Origin of the sequence: Thiobacillus sp. SCUT-2, from assembly GCF_035621355.1 — a bacterium.
Classification (GTDB): domain Bacteria; phylum Pseudomonadota; class Gammaproteobacteria; order Burkholderiales; family Thiobacillaceae; genus Thiobacillus; species Thiobacillus sedimenti.
In genome coordinates this window covers 2,757,233-2,772,382 of sequence record NZ_CP141769.1, presented here as the reverse complement: position 1 = coordinate 2,772,382, position 15,150 = coordinate 2,757,233, and the positions used below count along the sequence as shown (strand labels likewise).

14 protein-coding genes are annotated in these 15,150 nt (G+C 67.2%); 3 read left to right on the top strand and 11 right to left on the bottom strand.

Annotation, left to right across the window (positions count from 1 at the left end):
* Positions 1 to 39: 39 nt before the first annotated feature.
* From VA613_RS13775 to VA613_RS13755, 5 genes are read right to left on the bottom strand one after another with little or no spacing between them, the layout of a single operon-like run.
* Complete coding sequence (locus VA613_RS13775) at positions 40 to 1,320, bottom strand: dihydroorotase (protein WP_324779593.1); 1,281 nt, start codon at positions 1,318 to 1,320, stop codon at positions 40 to 42.
* A gap of 49 nt (positions 1,321 to 1,369) precedes the next feature.
* On the bottom strand, positions 1,370 to 2,320 hold the full coding sequence (locus tag VA613_RS13770; protein ID WP_324779592.1) for an aspartate carbamoyltransferase catalytic subunit: 951 nt from the start codon (positions 2,318 to 2,320) through the stop codon (positions 1,370 to 1,372).
* Entirely contained in the window at positions 2,317 to 2,811 is a 495-nt protein-coding gene (gene pyrR / locus VA613_RS13765) for a bifunctional pyr operon transcriptional regulator/uracil phosphoribosyltransferase PyrR (protein WP_324779591.1), read from the bottom strand. The genes VA613_RS13770 and pyrR overlap by 4 nt, the downstream gene beginning before the upstream one ends.
* On the bottom strand, positions 2,792 to 3,229 hold the full coding sequence (gene ruvX / locus VA613_RS13760) for a Holliday junction resolvase RuvX (protein WP_324779590.1): 438 nt from the start codon (positions 3,227 to 3,229) through the stop codon (positions 2,792 to 2,794). Before ruvX ends, pyrR begins: the two co-directional genes overlap by 20 nt.
* Positions 3,226 to 3,783, bottom strand: coding sequence for a YqgE/AlgH family protein (locus VA613_RS13755; RefSeq protein WP_324779589.1), 558 nt, complete (start codon positions 3,781 to 3,783; stop codon positions 3,226 to 3,228). Before VA613_RS13755 ends, ruvX begins: the two co-directional genes overlap by 4 nt.
* 87 nt (positions 3,784 to 3,870) lie before the next feature.
* Between VA613_RS13755 and VA613_RS13750 the strand changes: the two genes are divergently transcribed.
* Together VA613_RS13750 and VA613_RS13745 are read left to right on the top strand one after the other, a co-directional pair.
* Positions 3,871 to 5,301, top strand: a complete 1,431-nt coding sequence (locus VA613_RS13750) for a cryptochrome/photolyase family protein (RefSeq protein WP_324779588.1) — start codon at positions 3,871 to 3,873, stop codon at positions 5,299 to 5,301.
* A 177-nt stretch (positions 5,302 to 5,478) separates the two neighbouring features.
* Positions 5,479 to 7,593: a putative bifunctional diguanylate cyclase/phosphodiesterase gene (locus VA613_RS13745; protein ID WP_324779587.1), complete on the top strand. Its 2,115-nt coding sequence runs from the start codon at positions 5,479 to 5,481 to the stop codon at positions 7,591 to 7,593.
* A gap of 57 nt (positions 7,594 to 7,650) precedes the next feature.
* Here VA613_RS13745 and VA613_RS13740 read toward each other — a convergent pair whose 3' ends face one another.
* The 6 genes from VA613_RS13740 to VA613_RS13715 form a co-directional block, all read right to left on the bottom strand.
* A complete protein-coding gene (locus tag VA613_RS13740) occupies positions 7,651 to 8,664 on the bottom strand; it encodes a class 1 fructose-bisphosphatase (protein ID WP_324779586.1) in 1,014 nt (337 codons plus the stop codon).
* Positions 8,665 to 8,821: 157 nt separating this feature from the next.
* Positions 8,822 to 9,520, bottom strand: a complete 699-nt coding sequence (locus VA613_RS13735; protein ID WP_324779585.1) for a hypothetical protein — start codon at positions 9,518 to 9,520, stop codon at positions 8,822 to 8,824.
* A 216-nt stretch (positions 9,521 to 9,736) separates the two neighbouring features.
* Entirely contained in the window at positions 9,737 to 10,627 is an 891-nt protein-coding gene (locus VA613_RS13730) for an energy transducer TonB (protein WP_324779584.1), read from the bottom strand.
* A gap of 27 nt (positions 10,628 to 10,654) precedes the next feature.
* The gene (locus VA613_RS13725; protein WP_324779583.1) at positions 10,655 to 12,523 is read right to left on the bottom strand and encodes a ribonuclease catalytic domain-containing protein; all 1,869 of its coding nucleotides are present in this window, start codon (positions 12,521 to 12,523) and stop codon (positions 10,655 to 10,657) included.
* A complete protein-coding gene (locus tag VA613_RS13720) occupies positions 12,523 to 13,077 on the bottom strand; it encodes a YqiA/YcfP family alpha/beta fold hydrolase (protein WP_324779582.1) in 555 nt (184 codons plus the stop codon). The genes VA613_RS13725 and VA613_RS13720 overlap by 1 nt, the downstream gene beginning before the upstream one ends.
* A gap of 60 nt (positions 13,078 to 13,137) precedes the next feature.
* Entirely contained in the window at positions 13,138 to 14,079 is a 942-nt protein-coding gene (locus VA613_RS13715; RefSeq protein ID WP_324779581.1) for a DMT family transporter, read from the bottom strand.
* A gap of 112 nt (positions 14,080 to 14,191) precedes the next feature.
* Here VA613_RS13715 and VA613_RS13710 point away from each other — a divergent pair, with 112 nt between their 5' ends.
* Entirely contained in the window at positions 14,192 to 15,088 is an 897-nt protein-coding gene (locus VA613_RS13710) for a LysR family transcriptional regulator (protein WP_324779580.1), read from the top strand.
* Positions 15,089 to 15,150: the final 62 nt, after the last annotated feature.

Sequence of the window (15,150 nt, the reverse complement as noted above, 5' to 3'; positions counted from 1 at the left end):
GCATTGCCGCCGGCTTACCGGGCACGCGCCGCGCGACGTTCAGCGGGGCGCTTCAAAATCGATATGCCCGTCGATCAGCGTGTAGCGCACCCGGCCCTGCATCGGATGGTTGAGGAAGGGGGTGTTGTCACCCTGGCTCGCCAGCGTGTTCGACGAAACCACCCACTCGGCGGTTTCGTCGAACACGCAGATGTCGGCGTTGCCGCCGACCGACAGGTGGCCAGCCGGCACGCCCAGGATCTGTGCGGGTTTCCACGAGATCAGGTCGATCGCCTGGATGAGCGGCACGCCGGTCTCGCGCGCCCACTTCAGCGTCAGCGGCAGCAGCAGCTCGACACCCGAGGCACCCGGCTCGGATTCGCCGAAGGGCACCTGCTTGGCGTCCTCGTCGACCGGCGCATGGTCGGAGCACAGCGCGTCGATGGAGCCGTCGCGCAGCGCTTCGCGGATCGCGTCGCGGTCGCGCAGGCTTCGGAGCGGCGGAACCAGGTGGAGGTGCGAGTCGAAGCTGACGAGGTCGTTCTCCGACAGGTGCACGTGGGGGCAGGCGACGTCGCAGGTCACCGCCAGGCCCTGTGCCTTGGCCGCCCGCACCATGGCGATGCCCTCGCGCGTCGACAGGCGCGCGAGGTGGACGCGGGCGCCGGTCTCGCGCACCAGCTGCAGGATGGTGGCGAGGGCGACCGTCTCGGCCAGCGCCGGAATGCCGGGCAGGCCGAGGCGCGAGGCGATGGCGCCGTCGTGGGCGACGCCGTCCTTCGCGAGCGAAACGTCCTGCGCGCGCAGCCACAGGCTGAAGCCGAAGGTCGCCGCGTATTCCATCGCGCGCAGCAGCACCTGGGTGTCGGTCAGCGGCGCATCGGCCTGGGTGAAGGCGCGGCAGCCCGCTTCGGTCAGCTCGGCCATCTCGGTCAGCATCCTGCCTTCGAGCTTCTGCGTGAGCGCGCCGACCGGATAGACGCGCGGGCCCGGCAGGTTGCGGGCACGGAATTTCAGCATCTCGACCAGGCCCGGCTCGTCGAGCGGCGGGTCGGTGTCGGGCGGGCACGCCAGCGAGGTGATGCCGCCGGCGGCGGCGGCGAGCATCTCCGATTCGAGCGTCGCCTTGTACTCGAAACCGGGCTCGCGCAGGCGGACCGAAAGATCGACCAGGCCGGGACAGACGACCAGGCCGCTGGCGTCGAGCGTGCGGTTGGCGTGGAAGTCGGCCGGCGCCGCGCCGATGCCGACGATCCTGCCGGCGGCAACGAAAATGTCGGCGACCTCGTCGCGCGCATTCATCGGGTCGACCACGCGGCCGTTCTTGATATGGATCTTCATGCGTTCGCCTCGGTCAGATGATCGCGGGTGCCGGTGGTCTGCTTTCGGCTCATGCCGTTCCTCCCGCCAGCATCGCCATCACCGCCATGCGCACGGCGATGCCGTAGGTCACCTGCGGCAGGATGACCGACTGCGGCCCGTCGGCGACCTCGGACGCGATCTCGACGCCGCGGTTCATCGGCCCGGGGTGCATCACGATCGCATCCGGCTTGGCGAGCGCGAGCTTCTCCAGCGTGAGGCCGAAGAACTTGAAGTATTCCTGCGCGCTGGGGAGCAGGGCGCCGCGCATGCGCTCGTTCTGCAGGCGCAGCATGATGACGACGTCGCAGCCGGCCAGCCCGGCTTCCATGTCGTGGAAGACCTTCACGCCCATCTGCTCGACCCCGGTGGGGAGCAGCGTCTTCGGCCCGATCACGCGCACCTCGGGCACGCCGAGCGTGGTAAGCGCGTGGATCTGCGAACGCGCGACGCGCGAATGCAGCACGTCGCCGACGATCGCCACGGTGAGGTTGTGGAACGCACCCTTGTAGCGGCGGATGGTGAACATGTCGAGCAGGCCCTGGGTCGGATGCGCGTGGCGGCCGTCGCCGGCATTGACGACCGAGATGTGCGGGGCGACGTGGCGCGCGATGAAGTGCGCCGCGCCCGACTGCGAGTGGCGCACGACGAACATGTCGGCGTGCATCGCCGCGAGGTTGTCGACGGTGTCGAGGATCGCCTCGCCCTTGGTCTGGCTGGAGGTGGCGATGTTGAGGTTGACGACGTCGGCCGAGAGGCGCTTGGCGGCGATCTCGAAGGTGGTGCGGGTCCGCGTCGACGGTTCGAAGAACAGGTTGAAGATGCTCTTGCCGCGCAGGAGCGGGACCTTCTTGACCTCGCGCTCGCCGACGTCCATGAAGGATTCGGCGGTGTCGAGGATCTGCGTGATGATGGCGCGCGGCAGTCCGTCCAGCGTCAGCAGGTGCCGCAGCCTGCCGTCATCGGTGAGTTGTAGGTTCATGCAAGCGTGAGGGTCAGATGGCCATCGTCGAGGCGGGAAAGGTTGATGTTCTGGTGCGGCGGCACGTCGAGCGTGAGGCCGGCGAAATCCGGGCGGATCGGCAGCTCGCGGCCGCCGCGGTCGACCAGGACGGCCAGGCGGATCGAGGCCGGGCGGCCGTAGTCGAACAGTTCGTTCATCGCCGCGCGCACGGTGCGGCCGGTGTACAGCACGTCGTCGACCAGCAGGATGTCGCGGCCTTCGAGGTCGAACGGCAGGCTCGAAGGCTTCACCTGCGGATGCAGGCCGACACGCGAGAAGTCGTCGCGGTAGAACGAGATGTCGAGCGTGCCGAGCGGCTGCCGGCAGCCGAGCAGCGCGTGCAGGCGCTCGGCCACCCACACGCCGCCGGTATGGATGCCGACGATCAGCGTCTCCGGCGTCAGTGCGGGGGCGATGGCCTCGGCGAGCCGTGCGATCAGGGAGTTGGCATCAGGCAGTGAGGCGGGCATCGAAGAAACCTTGCAGTATCAGTTGGGCGGCGACGGCATCCGCCAGCGCCTTGTTCTTCCGGCCGTGGATGCCGCGCGCGTGCAGTTCAGATTCGGCTTCCGTGCTCGTGTGGCGTTCGTCGACCAGGAACACCGGAAGATTGAAGCGCGATTCCAATTTGCGGGCGAAGTTCTTGGCCACCCGCGTCATCTCGTGCTCGGTGCCATCGGCGTGGGTCGGCAGCCCGAGCACCAGCAGGACCGGCTTCCACTCGTCGACCAGCCGGGCGATCGCCGCCAGCCGCGCATCGGTCGAGTCCGCCTGGACGACCGTCAGCGGATGCGCGATGCCGAGCGACAGCTCGCCGGAGGCGACGCCGGTGCGCTTGAGCCCCAGGTCGAAGCCCAGCACCGTGCCGTGGGTTTCCGCATAGCTCAAGCGTGTCCGGCTTCTTCGGAGAGGCTGGCGAAGTCGATGCCGAGCAGCTTCATCGCCGCAGGCAGGCGTTCTTCGGGGGGCAGGTCGAAAATCACCTGCGGGTCGGCGGCCACCGACAGCCAGGCATTCTGGCGGATCTCGTCCTCGAGCTGGCCGGCCGCCCAGCCGGCGTACCCCAGCGAGACCATGAATTTTTCCGGGCCCGCGCCCTGGCTCACCGCCTCCAGCACGTCCTTCGACGTGGTGAGGCTGACGGCGTTGTTGACCGTCAGGGTGGAACTGAAGGTCTGCGGCGGCGTGTGCAGCACGAAACCGCGCTCGGTCTGGACCGGGCCGCCGAAATACACCGTGTCGTGATGCAGGCGCTCGGGCAGCGGCAGGCCGATCTGCTCGAACAGCGCCGCCAGCTCGAGCTCGATCGGGCGGTTGACGACCACGCCGAGCGCGCCCTGTTCACTGTGGTCGCAGATGTAGGTGAGCGTCCCGTTGAAATTGGGGTCCACCATGCCGGGCATGGCGATCAGAAAATTGTGGGTCAGGTTCACGGTGTCCATGATTGCGCTCCCATTGTAATCCGGCTCAAATCGAGCAAGCATCCTTTTTCGAACCCCATACAAGCACTATAGCGGCCGGAGTGCCCCATGCCTGAATACGTCCGCACCCTGGTCTGGTTCCGGCGCGACCTGCGCGACAACGACCATGCCGCGCTCTACCATGCCTTGCGGCAGTCGCGGGAAGTCGCTTGCGCGTTCGTGTTCGACCGCGACATCCTCGACGGGCTTCTGGATCGCGCCGACCGCCGGGTCGAATTCATCCACGACGGCGTGGCGGAGCTGCAGCGGACGCTGGAAGCGCGCGGCGGCGGGCTCATCGTCCGTCACGGTCGCGCGCGCGACGAAATCGTCCGGCTGGCGACCGAACTCGAGGTCGAGGCGGTGTTCTTCAACCACGACGACGACCCGGCCGCACGGGCGCGCGACGCCGCCGTCGAGGGCGCCCTGCATGCCCGCGGCATCGCCGTCCGTCACTACAAGGACGCCGTGATCTTCGAGCGTGAGGAAGTGCTTACTGTTTCCAGGACGCCTTTCAGCGTCTTCACGCCATACAAGAATGCCTGGCTGAAGGCGCTGACGCCGGCGCATCTAGCCCCGTACCCGGCGGGGCGTCATGTCGGCCGGCTGTTGCCGCGTTCGACGCCGGTGCCGAGCCTGCACGCCCTCGGATTCCGGCCGACCAACCTGCACGATCTGAAGCTGCCGACCGGCATGGCCGGCGGCGCGCGCCTGTTCGAGGATTTCCTGGCGCGCATCGACCGCTATCACGAAGCGCGCGATTTTCCCGCGCAAAAAGGACCCTCCTACCTCTCGGCGCACCTGCGCTTCGGCACCGTGTCGGTCCGGCAGCTCGCCGCCGCGGCCTGGCAGCGGGGCGGGCGCGGCGCGCAGACCTGGCTTTCCGAGCTGATCTGGCGCGACTTCTATCACCAGATCCTGTGGCACCGGCCCGACGTCGCGGCTGGGCATGCCTTCAAGGCCCGCTTCGATGCGCTGCCGTGGCCGAATCCGCCGGGCCACTTCGAGGCCTGGTGCGCGGCGCGCACCGGCTATCCGCTGGTCGACGCGGCGATGCGGCAGCTCGAGCAGACCGGCTACATGCACAACCGCCTGCGCATGATCGCCGCCTCCTTCCTGGTCAAGGACCTGCTGGTCGACTGGCGGCTGGGCGAGAAGTGGTTCGCCGACAAGCTGATCGACTTCGATCTCGCGGCAAACAGCGGCGGCTGGCAGTGGGCTGCGTCGGTCGGCTGCGACGCCCAGCCGTGGTTCCGCATCTTCAACCCGGTTGCGCAGTCCGAGCGATTCGACCCCGACGGGCACTTCATCCGGCGCTATCTGCCCGAGCTGGCCCGCGTGCCCGCTCCCGCCATCCACGCGCCGTGGACGATGTCCGCTGCCTTGCAGCAGCAGACCGGCTGCCGGATCGGCCGCGACTACCCGGAGCCGCTCGTCGAGCATGCCGCGCAGCGCGTGCGGGCGCTGGCCTTGTTCAAGCAAATCCAGGCTGTGCCGTAAATACTTGGGTGGCACCCATTGAGCGCGCAAGGGCTGCAAGGGACAAATGGCGCGCGCTGTGCCAAAGTGAACAAAAAGGAGAAGCCGGGGTGGCGGATCGTGCTGGCCCGCGCTGCTCGACGAATAACGAGGCTTGTTGGGGATGACCTACCGCGCGATGGGCAGGGTTTCGGGTTGATGCAGCCGCCAAATAAAAACACGCACCGGATCGCCGGCACGCTCCTGCTGGCGCTGAGCATCCCGCTGCTGATATGGCAGGTGGCGCCCGACAACCAGCTGACGATCACCCAGGCGCATTTCCTGGTCGTCCACTCGATGATGGAAATCTTCGCCGTGATCGTCGCGGTGCTGATTTTCTTCACCGGCCACGGCGCGGCGGAGACCGAGCGCTCGACCCGCGCGATGGCGCTGGGGTGCGCCTTTCTCGCCGTCGGGGTGTTCGACATGCTGCATTTCCTGTCGTACCTCGGCATGCCGGACGTGGTCGGCCCGAACTCGCCCCACAAGTCGATCGTGTTCTGGCTGCTCGGCCGTTTCGCGGCGGGCGCGGGACTGCTGGCCTACGTGCTGCTTCCGGAAACGCCGGTCCCGCGCTCGCCGCTCCGCCGCAATGCCTGGCTCGTGGCGCTCTTCGTGGCGTCGTCGGTCTCCTACGCGCTTCTGGAGGCTCCGGATGCCATTCCCCGGATGTACGATTCCGGGGTGGGGCTGACGCGCCTCAAGGTGGCCCTCGAATGGGGCGTGTTCGGGCTCTATCTGGGCATCGCCGCGCTTCTCGTCCTGCGCCGCAAGCAGATCACCAACTGCGATTTCGACAGCCTGATCCTGGCCCTGCTGCTGATGGCGGCCGGCGAGCTGTTCTTTACCGTGTACGTCCAGGTGACCAGCACCGCAAACATGCTGGGCCATGCCTACAAGGTGTTTGCCTATTATTTCCTCTACCGCGCCATCTATGCCGAGGCGGTGAGCCGGCCGTTCCGGCAGATGCGCCACATGCTCACCCATGACGACCTCACGGGGCTGCCGAACCGTACCGCATTCGGCGAGCGGCTCGGCCAGTCGCTCGCGCACGCGCGCGAGGCCCAGACCGCGTGCGCGGTCCTGCTGCTGGATCTCGACCACTTCCAGACCGTGAACGACACGCTCGGCCACGAGCAGGGCGACCTGCTGCTGGTCGCCGTCGCCGGGCGAATCCGGGCCAGCCTGCCGGCGGACGCCTTCCTGGCCCGCTTCAGCGGCGACGAGTTCGTGATCCAGCTGGAGAATGCGCCCGTCGAGCGCGCCAGGGAAGTGGGCGAGGGCTTGCTGCAGGTGCTTTCCCGCGAGTTCGACATCGGCAACGACCGGCTCGGGATCAGCGTCAGCATCGGCATCGTCGCCTATCCGTCGGATGGCGAATCGGCCAGCGTGCTCATGCGCTACGCCGATCTCGCGCTGCATCGGGCCAAGCTGGCGGGGCGGAACTGTATCCGCGTGTTCAGCCGCGAGCTCTCCGAGGAGATCCAGCGCCGCGTGCTGCTGGAAGCGCGCCTCAAGCAGGCCCTCGAACGGCGGGAACTGGTGCTGCACTACCAGCCGAAGCGCGAGATCAGCACCGGCCGGCTGACGGGCTGGGAAGCGCTGCTGCGCTGGCAGTCGCCGGAACTCGGCAGCGTCAGCCCCGATGAATTCATTCCGCTGGCCGAGCGAAGCGGCCTGATCCTGCCGATCGGCGAATGGGTGCTGCGCGAGGCCTGCCGCCAGATGCGCGCGTGGCAGGATGCGGGGCTGGCGGCCGGAACCATGGCGGTCAACCTGTCGGCGCGGCAATTCCGCCAGATGGACCTCGCCGAGGAGGTCAGCGCCGTCCTGCGCGATACGGGTCTGGCGCCGGCCGACCTCGAGCTCGAGATCACCGAGTCGTCCCTGATGGACAACCTGGCGACGGCTGCCACCGTGCTGACCGACCTCGAACGCCTGGGCATACGCATCGCAGTCGACGACTTCGGCACCGGCTATTCGTCGCTGAGCTATCTGAAGACCTTCCCCCTCCACTGCCTGAAGATCGACCGCTCGTTCATCCGCGACATCCCCGGCGACGACAACGATACCGCCATCGTGCGCACGATCATCGCACTGGCCGGAACGCTGGGCCTGACCGTGGTCGCGGAAGGGGTGGAAACCGAGGCGCAGCTCGCCTACCTGCGCGCCAACCGCTGCGACCAGGCGCAGGGCTATCTGTTCAGTCGCCCGCTGCCGCCCGAGGCGTGCCTTGCCTTGTTGCGTGCCGGCCCGCGCCGGGCGGCCGCCTGAGGGACGGACAAAAAAAACCGGGCGATGCCCGGTTTTTTTCAGCCTGCGTCAACGCGCTTACGCAGCCTTCTCGTGGTGATAACCCGTCACGGTGTCGACCTCGGTCTTGGAGCCGAGGATCACCGGCACGCGCTGGTGCAGGCCTTCCGGCGCGATGTCGAGGATGCGCTGGTAGCCGGTGGTGGCGGCGCCGCCGGCCTGTTCGACGATGAAGGCCATCGGGTTGGCCTCGTACATCAGGCGCAGCTTGCCGGCCTTGGACGGGTCCTTGGTGTCCTTGGGGTACATGAAAATGCCGCCGCGGGTGAGGATGCGGTGCACTTCGGCGACCATCGAGGCGACCCAGCGCATGTTGAAGTCCTTGCCGCGCGGGCCGGTCTTGCCGGCGAGGCACTCGTCGACGTAGCGCTGCACGGGCTTTTCCCAGAAACGCATGTTGGACGCGTTGATCGCGAACTCCTTGGTCTCGGTCGGGATTTTCATGGCGGGGTGGGTCAGCACGAACTCGCCGACGTCGCGGTCGAGCGTGAAGCCGTTGGTGCCGTGGCCGAAGGTCAGCACCAGCATGGTCGACGAGCCGTAGATCGCGTAACCGGCGCACACCTGCTTGGTGCCGGGCTGCAGGAAGTCCTCGGCCTTGGCGGCGCGGCCGGCGACCGGGGCCTTGAGGATCGAGAAGATGGTGCCGACCGAGATGTTGACGTCGACGTTCGACGAGCCATCGAGCGGATCGAACACCAGCAGGTACTTGCCGAGCGGATACTGGCCGGGGATGGCGTAGACGTCGTCCATTTCCTCGGACGCCATGCCGGCGAGGTGGCCGGCCCACTCGTTGGAGCGGATCATGATGTCGTTGGTGATGACGTCGAGCTTCTTCTGGGTCTCGCCCTGCACGTTCTCGGAATCGAGCGAGCCCATCATGCCGAGGAGCGCGCCCTTGTTGACGGCGTTGGAGATCGCCTTGCAGGCGGTGACGACGTCGTTCAGCAGCGAGGTGAAGTCGCCGGTGGCGCCGGCGGTGCGGCGCTGTTCTTCAATGATGAACTGGGTAAGGGTGGTGCCGGTGTGCATGACGATCTCCAGAAGCGGAATTAAATGAAAATATTAGAACAATCAAACATTTTATCACGTGATAAACGCACCCAATATGCCCCGGCGACCCGCGAATTTGCCCGCCCAAATGAAAAACCCGCCTCGCGGGCGGGTCTGGGAGGGCTGCAGCCGGCCGTCAGGTTCCGGGGCGCCGGCTCACGCGGAAGGCGACCAGGCCCAGGCCGGCCAGCATCGTCATCCACGAGGCGGCATCGGGCACCGGCTGGGCGACCGGGGTGGCGGTGAGGGATTGCAGCTTGACGTAATCGGCCAGCCTGTCCTTGCCGAAGGCGGAAATCGCCAGCCAGTCGTAGGAACCGGTGTAGGCGGCGAGGCTGACGGTCCTGCTGCCGTTCACGTTGCTCGTGTTGCTGTAGGTCGTCGCCGTTCCCGTCAGCTGGTTGATCTTGAGGCCGGACGGGCTGAAGGTGCCCGTGCCGGCCCACATGCGGAGATCCGAATCGCCGCCGGACTGGAGCATGGTCAGCGACTGCAGGCTGACCGCGCCGGAAAACCGGAACAGGATCAGGTCGTTGGCACCGCTGCTGTCGAGCGCGGACACGGTCCCGCCCGTGCAGCCGGCGCCTTCGGCCGCATTGCATACCCCCATGCCGCTCGACCCGAGGTTCAGCGCAGCGGCCTCGAACCGGCTCTTGGCGGCGGTGGTGGCCCATGCGGTGGTCGAGATCGTCAGGCCGCTCACGGTGGCGGTGTAGACGTTGCCCAGGGCCGGCGAGACAGCCGAACCCGAGGTGAAGGAGAAGTCCACGGCCTGCGCCTGCACGGATGCGAGTGCGAGGCCGAGGATGGCGGCGAATCGATTGACGACGTTCATGTCTGCTCCTGTTCTTGCTGGCGGTGTGCCGCGGTATCGGCCGCGCCAAGCGAAATGTTTAGCGGGAACGGAGCAATGCACGTGCCTGTTGTAGGCACGATATGGCAAGTCATTGAAATTTAATAGAGTATTCAGGATTGTCGCCTGGCTGTGGCGGGCGGCACGCAGGTTCGGTGGCGCCGGATTGACGGCTTTCGTACGCCGAGGTGACGGAATTCAGTCAGTGCCGACCAGCTGGTCGGAACGGGTGAAGGTCCAGGTGCGGGTGATCGACAGGATGTCGGCCTTCTTGCGCATTTCGTCCGGGAAGGGCGCGAACGGCGCCGCGAGTTCGACGATCTTGGCGGCGGCGGTATCGAGGATCTTGGAGCCGGAGGAGCGGTCGACCTCGACGCTTTCGATGCGGCCGTCGGCGTAGATCGATACCGTCAGCTTGAGGCTGCCGTAGATGCCTTGGCGCCGGGCCGCCTCGGGATAGTTGAGGTTGCCGACGCGCTCGACCTTGGTGACCCAGTCCTCCACATAGCGCGCGAAGGCGTATTCACGCACGTTGGCCCCGACGAACGCCCGCTTCGGACGCTTCTGGTATTCGTCCCACTGCTGCGAGATGCGCGCCTGCAGCTGCGCCATCTCGCGCGCCTGCTCGGTGAGGTCGCTGGCATCGACCGTCGGCTGGGGAGGCGTCTGGGGCTTCGACGGCACCGGGCTCGGCAGCTGTGCGTCCGCCTTCAGTTCGCTCATCAGCGTCCTGGCCTGCCGCTCGAGCGCGGACACCTTCGCGTTCAGGGCGGCCTCCTCGCTGCCCGTCTGGCTGCGGGCGCTGGCGGGCAGGGGGCTCTTCAGCCGGCGATCCTCGTCGGTGTTGCCGCCGCCCGCGAGGTTCACCTGCGCAAGTGCGTCGGGATTGAGCGGCGACTCGGCGCTCTTCGCGTTCACCAGCACGACTTCCATCGGCAGATTGGGGTCGACGAACAGCTGCGGGTTGACGTGCACGAACTGGGTCGACAGCACCATGCCGTGCACGGCGGCGGACGCCAGCAGGGCCAGCGCCATGCGGGTGCCTTGCTTCGACGGGGCGGCGAGAGAGGGGGGCGTGACGGCTACCATGGCACGGGCGGATCGGATTTCCCGATTCTACGAGACCCCGGCCGCGCTGTCAGGCGGAGACGCCACGGTTTCCAGATACTCCGCGTGGAAGCTGATGTCGAGCAGATCGATGTTCGACACCGCGAGCCGCACCCGGGACCCAGGCACGACGCCCATCACGGAGGGCGCGCGGGTGACCATCGGGAGCGTGTCGAAGCGCACCAGGTCTTCGCGGATCACGCTCGCTGTGACTTCGTGGACGTTCTCCTGGATCAGCCAGCGCAGCATCCAGTAGCGCTCGAGCCGGCGCTGGAAATCGTTGTAGGCGTCGTAGGCGAGCTCGAAGTCGCGGACCGTCGCGAACAGCTGCTCGCTCCGCGGCGGATAAACCGGATCGGTGCCCTGCACGAGGCTGACGAGCTGGCGCTGGTTGACGAGGTCGACGTAGCGCCTGAGCGGCGAAGTCGACCAGGCGTACTGGTCGACGCCGAGTCCCTGGTGGGGGTCGGGCGCGGTCGTCATGCGCGTCTTGCCGTTGGCCTGCGCGCGGTAGATGCCCGGCACGCGCTTCTCGGCGAGCCAGCCGCCCCAGTGCGCGTTGGCGAAGATCATCAATTCCGACACCACCTTGTCGATCGGGCTGCCGCGCTTGCGCGGCTCGATGCGGATGCGCTCGCCGTCGAGCTTGAAGCTGTAGTCGACGCGCTCGATCGTGTCGGCCTTGCCGCGCCCCGCCTCGAGCACGATCGCGAAGTCGTGCAGCCACTCGAGCTCGCGGCGGTAGGGATAGTCCGGAAAATCGGGATTCCGCAGCGTGCCCGCATTGAACTCGACTTCCAGCGTTTCGTGGCGCAGGTTGTCGGCGATGTGCACCATTTCGAGCTTCGTTTCGGTGCCGAGCACGCGCAGGTCGGGCGCCACATCCACGTAGAGCGAGAGCGCCGGGCAGTCGTGTCGTTCGCCCAGCGTGTAGTGGTGGATCAGCGTCTCCGGCAGCATGGTGATCTTGTCGCCAGGGTAGTACACGGTCGACAACCGCTCGCGTGCGACCCGATCGAGCTCGGAGCCGGGCGCAATGCCGAGCGCCGGCGCCGCGATGTGGATGCCGACGCGGATCGTGCCGTCGTCGCGCCACTCGACCGACAGCGCGTCGTCGATCTCGGTCGTCGCCTCGTCGTCCATCGAGAAGGCGCGCACGTTGCTCTTCGGCAACTCGGGGGGATCGATCGGCTCGGTAACGGGGGCGAAGCCGGTGCCGCGCGGGAAATATTCCAGCAGGAAGGTCGCCATGTGGAACTCGAGCGTCGACGGGATCGCGCCGCAGCGTTCGATCAGCCGCAGCTGGGACAGTCCGGTGCTGGCGGCCGCGTCCTCCAGGGCCTTGTATTCGAGCGTGTTCTTGTCGGGCGCGATGAGGATGCGCGGGATCAGCGAGGCATATTCCGGCGGCAGGCGGAAGGCCGCCAGTTCCGCCGCGAGGTGCGCCTGCCGTTCGGCCGCGATGCGCTTCTTCTCCATCCCGGCCTTGGCGGCCGCCAGCGTCTCGGCGGGAGCCGGGCGGTAGCGGCCCTTGCCGCGCTTGTGGAAATAGATCGGCGAAGCATGCAGCTTGAGCAGCAGCGCGACCGACTCGGCCGGGTGCGGCGCGTGGCCGTAATACTCCTGCGCCAGTTGCTCGAAGCCGAACTCGTCGCTGCCGGCCGCCTCCCACAGGAAGTCGGCGTCGAGCTCGGCGGCGAGCGTCTCCGCCTCGCTCATCACGTCATGCGGTGCAGGCGCGCTGAAGCGCAGCAGGATGTTGGCAGTCTTGATCTTGCTGCGCTTGCCACTGGCCGCCTCCACCTGCGCCGTGGCCTCGGTCTCGGACAGGATGGAGCCGGCCTTGAAGTGGCCGTCTTCTTCGAAAATGACGTGCATCAGAAATCCAGGATGGTTTGGAAGTGGCGCTCGAAGCCGGCAAAGCCGTGGTCGCCGCCTTCCTCGATGATTTGCCGGGCGCCGGCGTAATAGGCGACGGCGTCACGGTAGTCGATGACTTCGTCGCCGGTCTGCGCCAGCAGCAGGTAGCGTTCGGGTCGCGTGATTGCGGGCACGTCGAGCGCCGCGAGTTCGTCCAGATGCGCCTCGCTGAGCTCCCAGGTTTCGCCCGTGTGCCAGTTCTTCTGCGGGCCGAGTGCGCTGCGCAGCAGGAGATGGGCATGCACGGCAGGGTTCACCAGCACCGCCTTCCAGCCGTGCCTTTCGGCCAGATAGGTCGCATAGAAGCCGCCGAGCGAGCTGCCGACCAGCGTCACCGGACCCGCGAGCGCCGCGAGCGCCGATTCGACCTGGGCGATGGCTTCGCGCGGGCTGTTGGCGAGTGCCGGGCACAGGTAGTCGGCGGCGCGTCCGGTCGCGGCCAGGTGCTCGCCGAGCTGGCGTGCCTTGCCGGAGGCGGGCGAGGAATTGAACCCGTGGAGGTAGACGATCATCCCCGGATTTTACCGAGGTCGCTTCGATTCCTGAAATGAGCGTCAGCCGGCCCTGGTCGGCTAGCGCGCCCCCACCATCCCGCCCGCCATGCGGGGCTGGGCCCGCTGGCTCAACAGGCTGTTGAACACCAGCGCCAGGATGACGAGGGCGGCGCCCGCGAGTTCGGCCATGCCGAAATGATGGCCGAGGAGAACGCCGATGACGAACGCGGAGACCGGGACGAAGTTGATGAACAGTACCCCGTTGAGCGCGCCGAGCTTGCGGATGCCGGCGTTCCAGCTCAGCACGGCGATCACTGCGCCGATCACCACCATGTAGGCCAGTGCCCACAGTCCGCCCTGCAAGGCCGTCATGGTGGGCGGATGAATGTGGCCCAGGCGCGTCATCGCGGCGGTCGCGGCCAAAATGCTCAGCACACCCGGCAGACAGGTCAGCGTGGTGTAGCGCAGCGGAGACCAGTGCGCGAAGCGCGCGGCCCCGAGGGTGTAGAACACCCAGCACAGCGCGCCGAGCAGCAGCAGCAGGTCGCCGCCGATTTGGCCCGAAACGGTGAGCGCGGACAGATGACCGTCGGTCACCACCAGCACCACCCCCGTCAGGGCCAGGACGATGGCGAACAGCGTGTGCGATGCCGGGCGGATGCCGCGCATGCCCCAGTTCACCAGGGCCGTCATCAGCGGCATCAGCGCCATGATGACCGCCGCATGTTCCGGCCGGCTGTGCGCCAGGCCGGTGAACGCGAGCAGGTTGAAGCCGGCAAAGCCGAGGCTGCCATACAGCCACAACAGGCCGACGTTGCCCTCCAGACTGAATGCGGCGCGCCCTTCGCGGTAGGCCAGCAGGGCGGCGAAGATGAAAGCGGCCGCGCCGTAGCGGATCGCCGTCATGTGGAAGGCGTCGACCTGCGCCAGCAAAGGCTTGGCGACCTGGAACATGCCGCCCCAGGAAACGGCGGCGAGCAACAGCAGGCCCATGGCCTGGAAGAGCGAGGTGCGCGGCATGGTGATCTCCTTGGCACAGTTTCGATGGACGTAGCGTAGCCATTGCGGCTCTATTAAAAATCACCTTTGCGGGCATATGATTGTTTCTCTGTCGTTAACAATCGGACTGCCCATGCTCGATCTGGAAGCCGCCCGCACCTTTGCCCTCGTGGTCCAGAACCAGTCTTTCTCGGAAACCGCGCGCCGGCTCGGCGTGTCGGCGCCGGTCATCAGCAAGCAGGTGGCGCGGCTGGAAAAGTCGCTGGGCGCACGTCTGCTGCAGCGCACCACGCGCCGCCTCGGCCTGACCGAAGCCGGCACGGCGTTCTACGCGCACTGCCTGCGCATGCTCGAAGAGGCCGATGCCGCCGAACGCGCGGTGAGCCGGCTACATGAGGCGCCGCGCGGCCATCTGCGCGTCAGCGCGACCGTCGGCTTCGGCAGCCTGCGCATCGCGCCGCTGCTGCCGGGCTTCCTGGCGCGCTACCCCGAGGTGAGCGTGGAACTGGTGTGCGACGACCGCGTGGTGGACCTGGTCGATGGCGGCTACGACCTCGCCCTGCGTCTCACCGCCCAGCCGGGGGCGTTGCTGGTGGCGCGCGCATTGACCGCCGTGCGGCAGGTGCTCTGCGCCGCACCCGCCTATCTCGAGCGCCACGGCACGCCGCAGCGGCCGGAAGAACTCGCGGACCACAATTGCCTGCGCTACCTGCGCAGCGACGATACGGGTGACGCGCGCTGGTCATTCGTGTCCGAGGGCCGTCCCCTCAACGTGCCGGCGAGCGGCAACTTTGCCACCAACAACATCGATGCCCTGCGGCGCGCTGCGCTGGCGGGTCTGGGGATCATCCTGGGTTCGAGTTACCGGCTGGAGCCGGATATCCGGGCGGGGCGGCTGGTGGAGATACTGGCTGATTTTCTGCCCGGGCAGGATGCGCGGATTTATGCGGTGTATCCGTCGAATCGGCATCTGAGTCCGAAGGTGCGGGTGTTCATTGATTATCTGGTGGAGGCGTTGGCGGAGACTTAGTGCTGCGCAGGAATCCAGCCTGCGCTTGCCACAGGTGCTGAATGCATAGTGCGCTGCCCCCC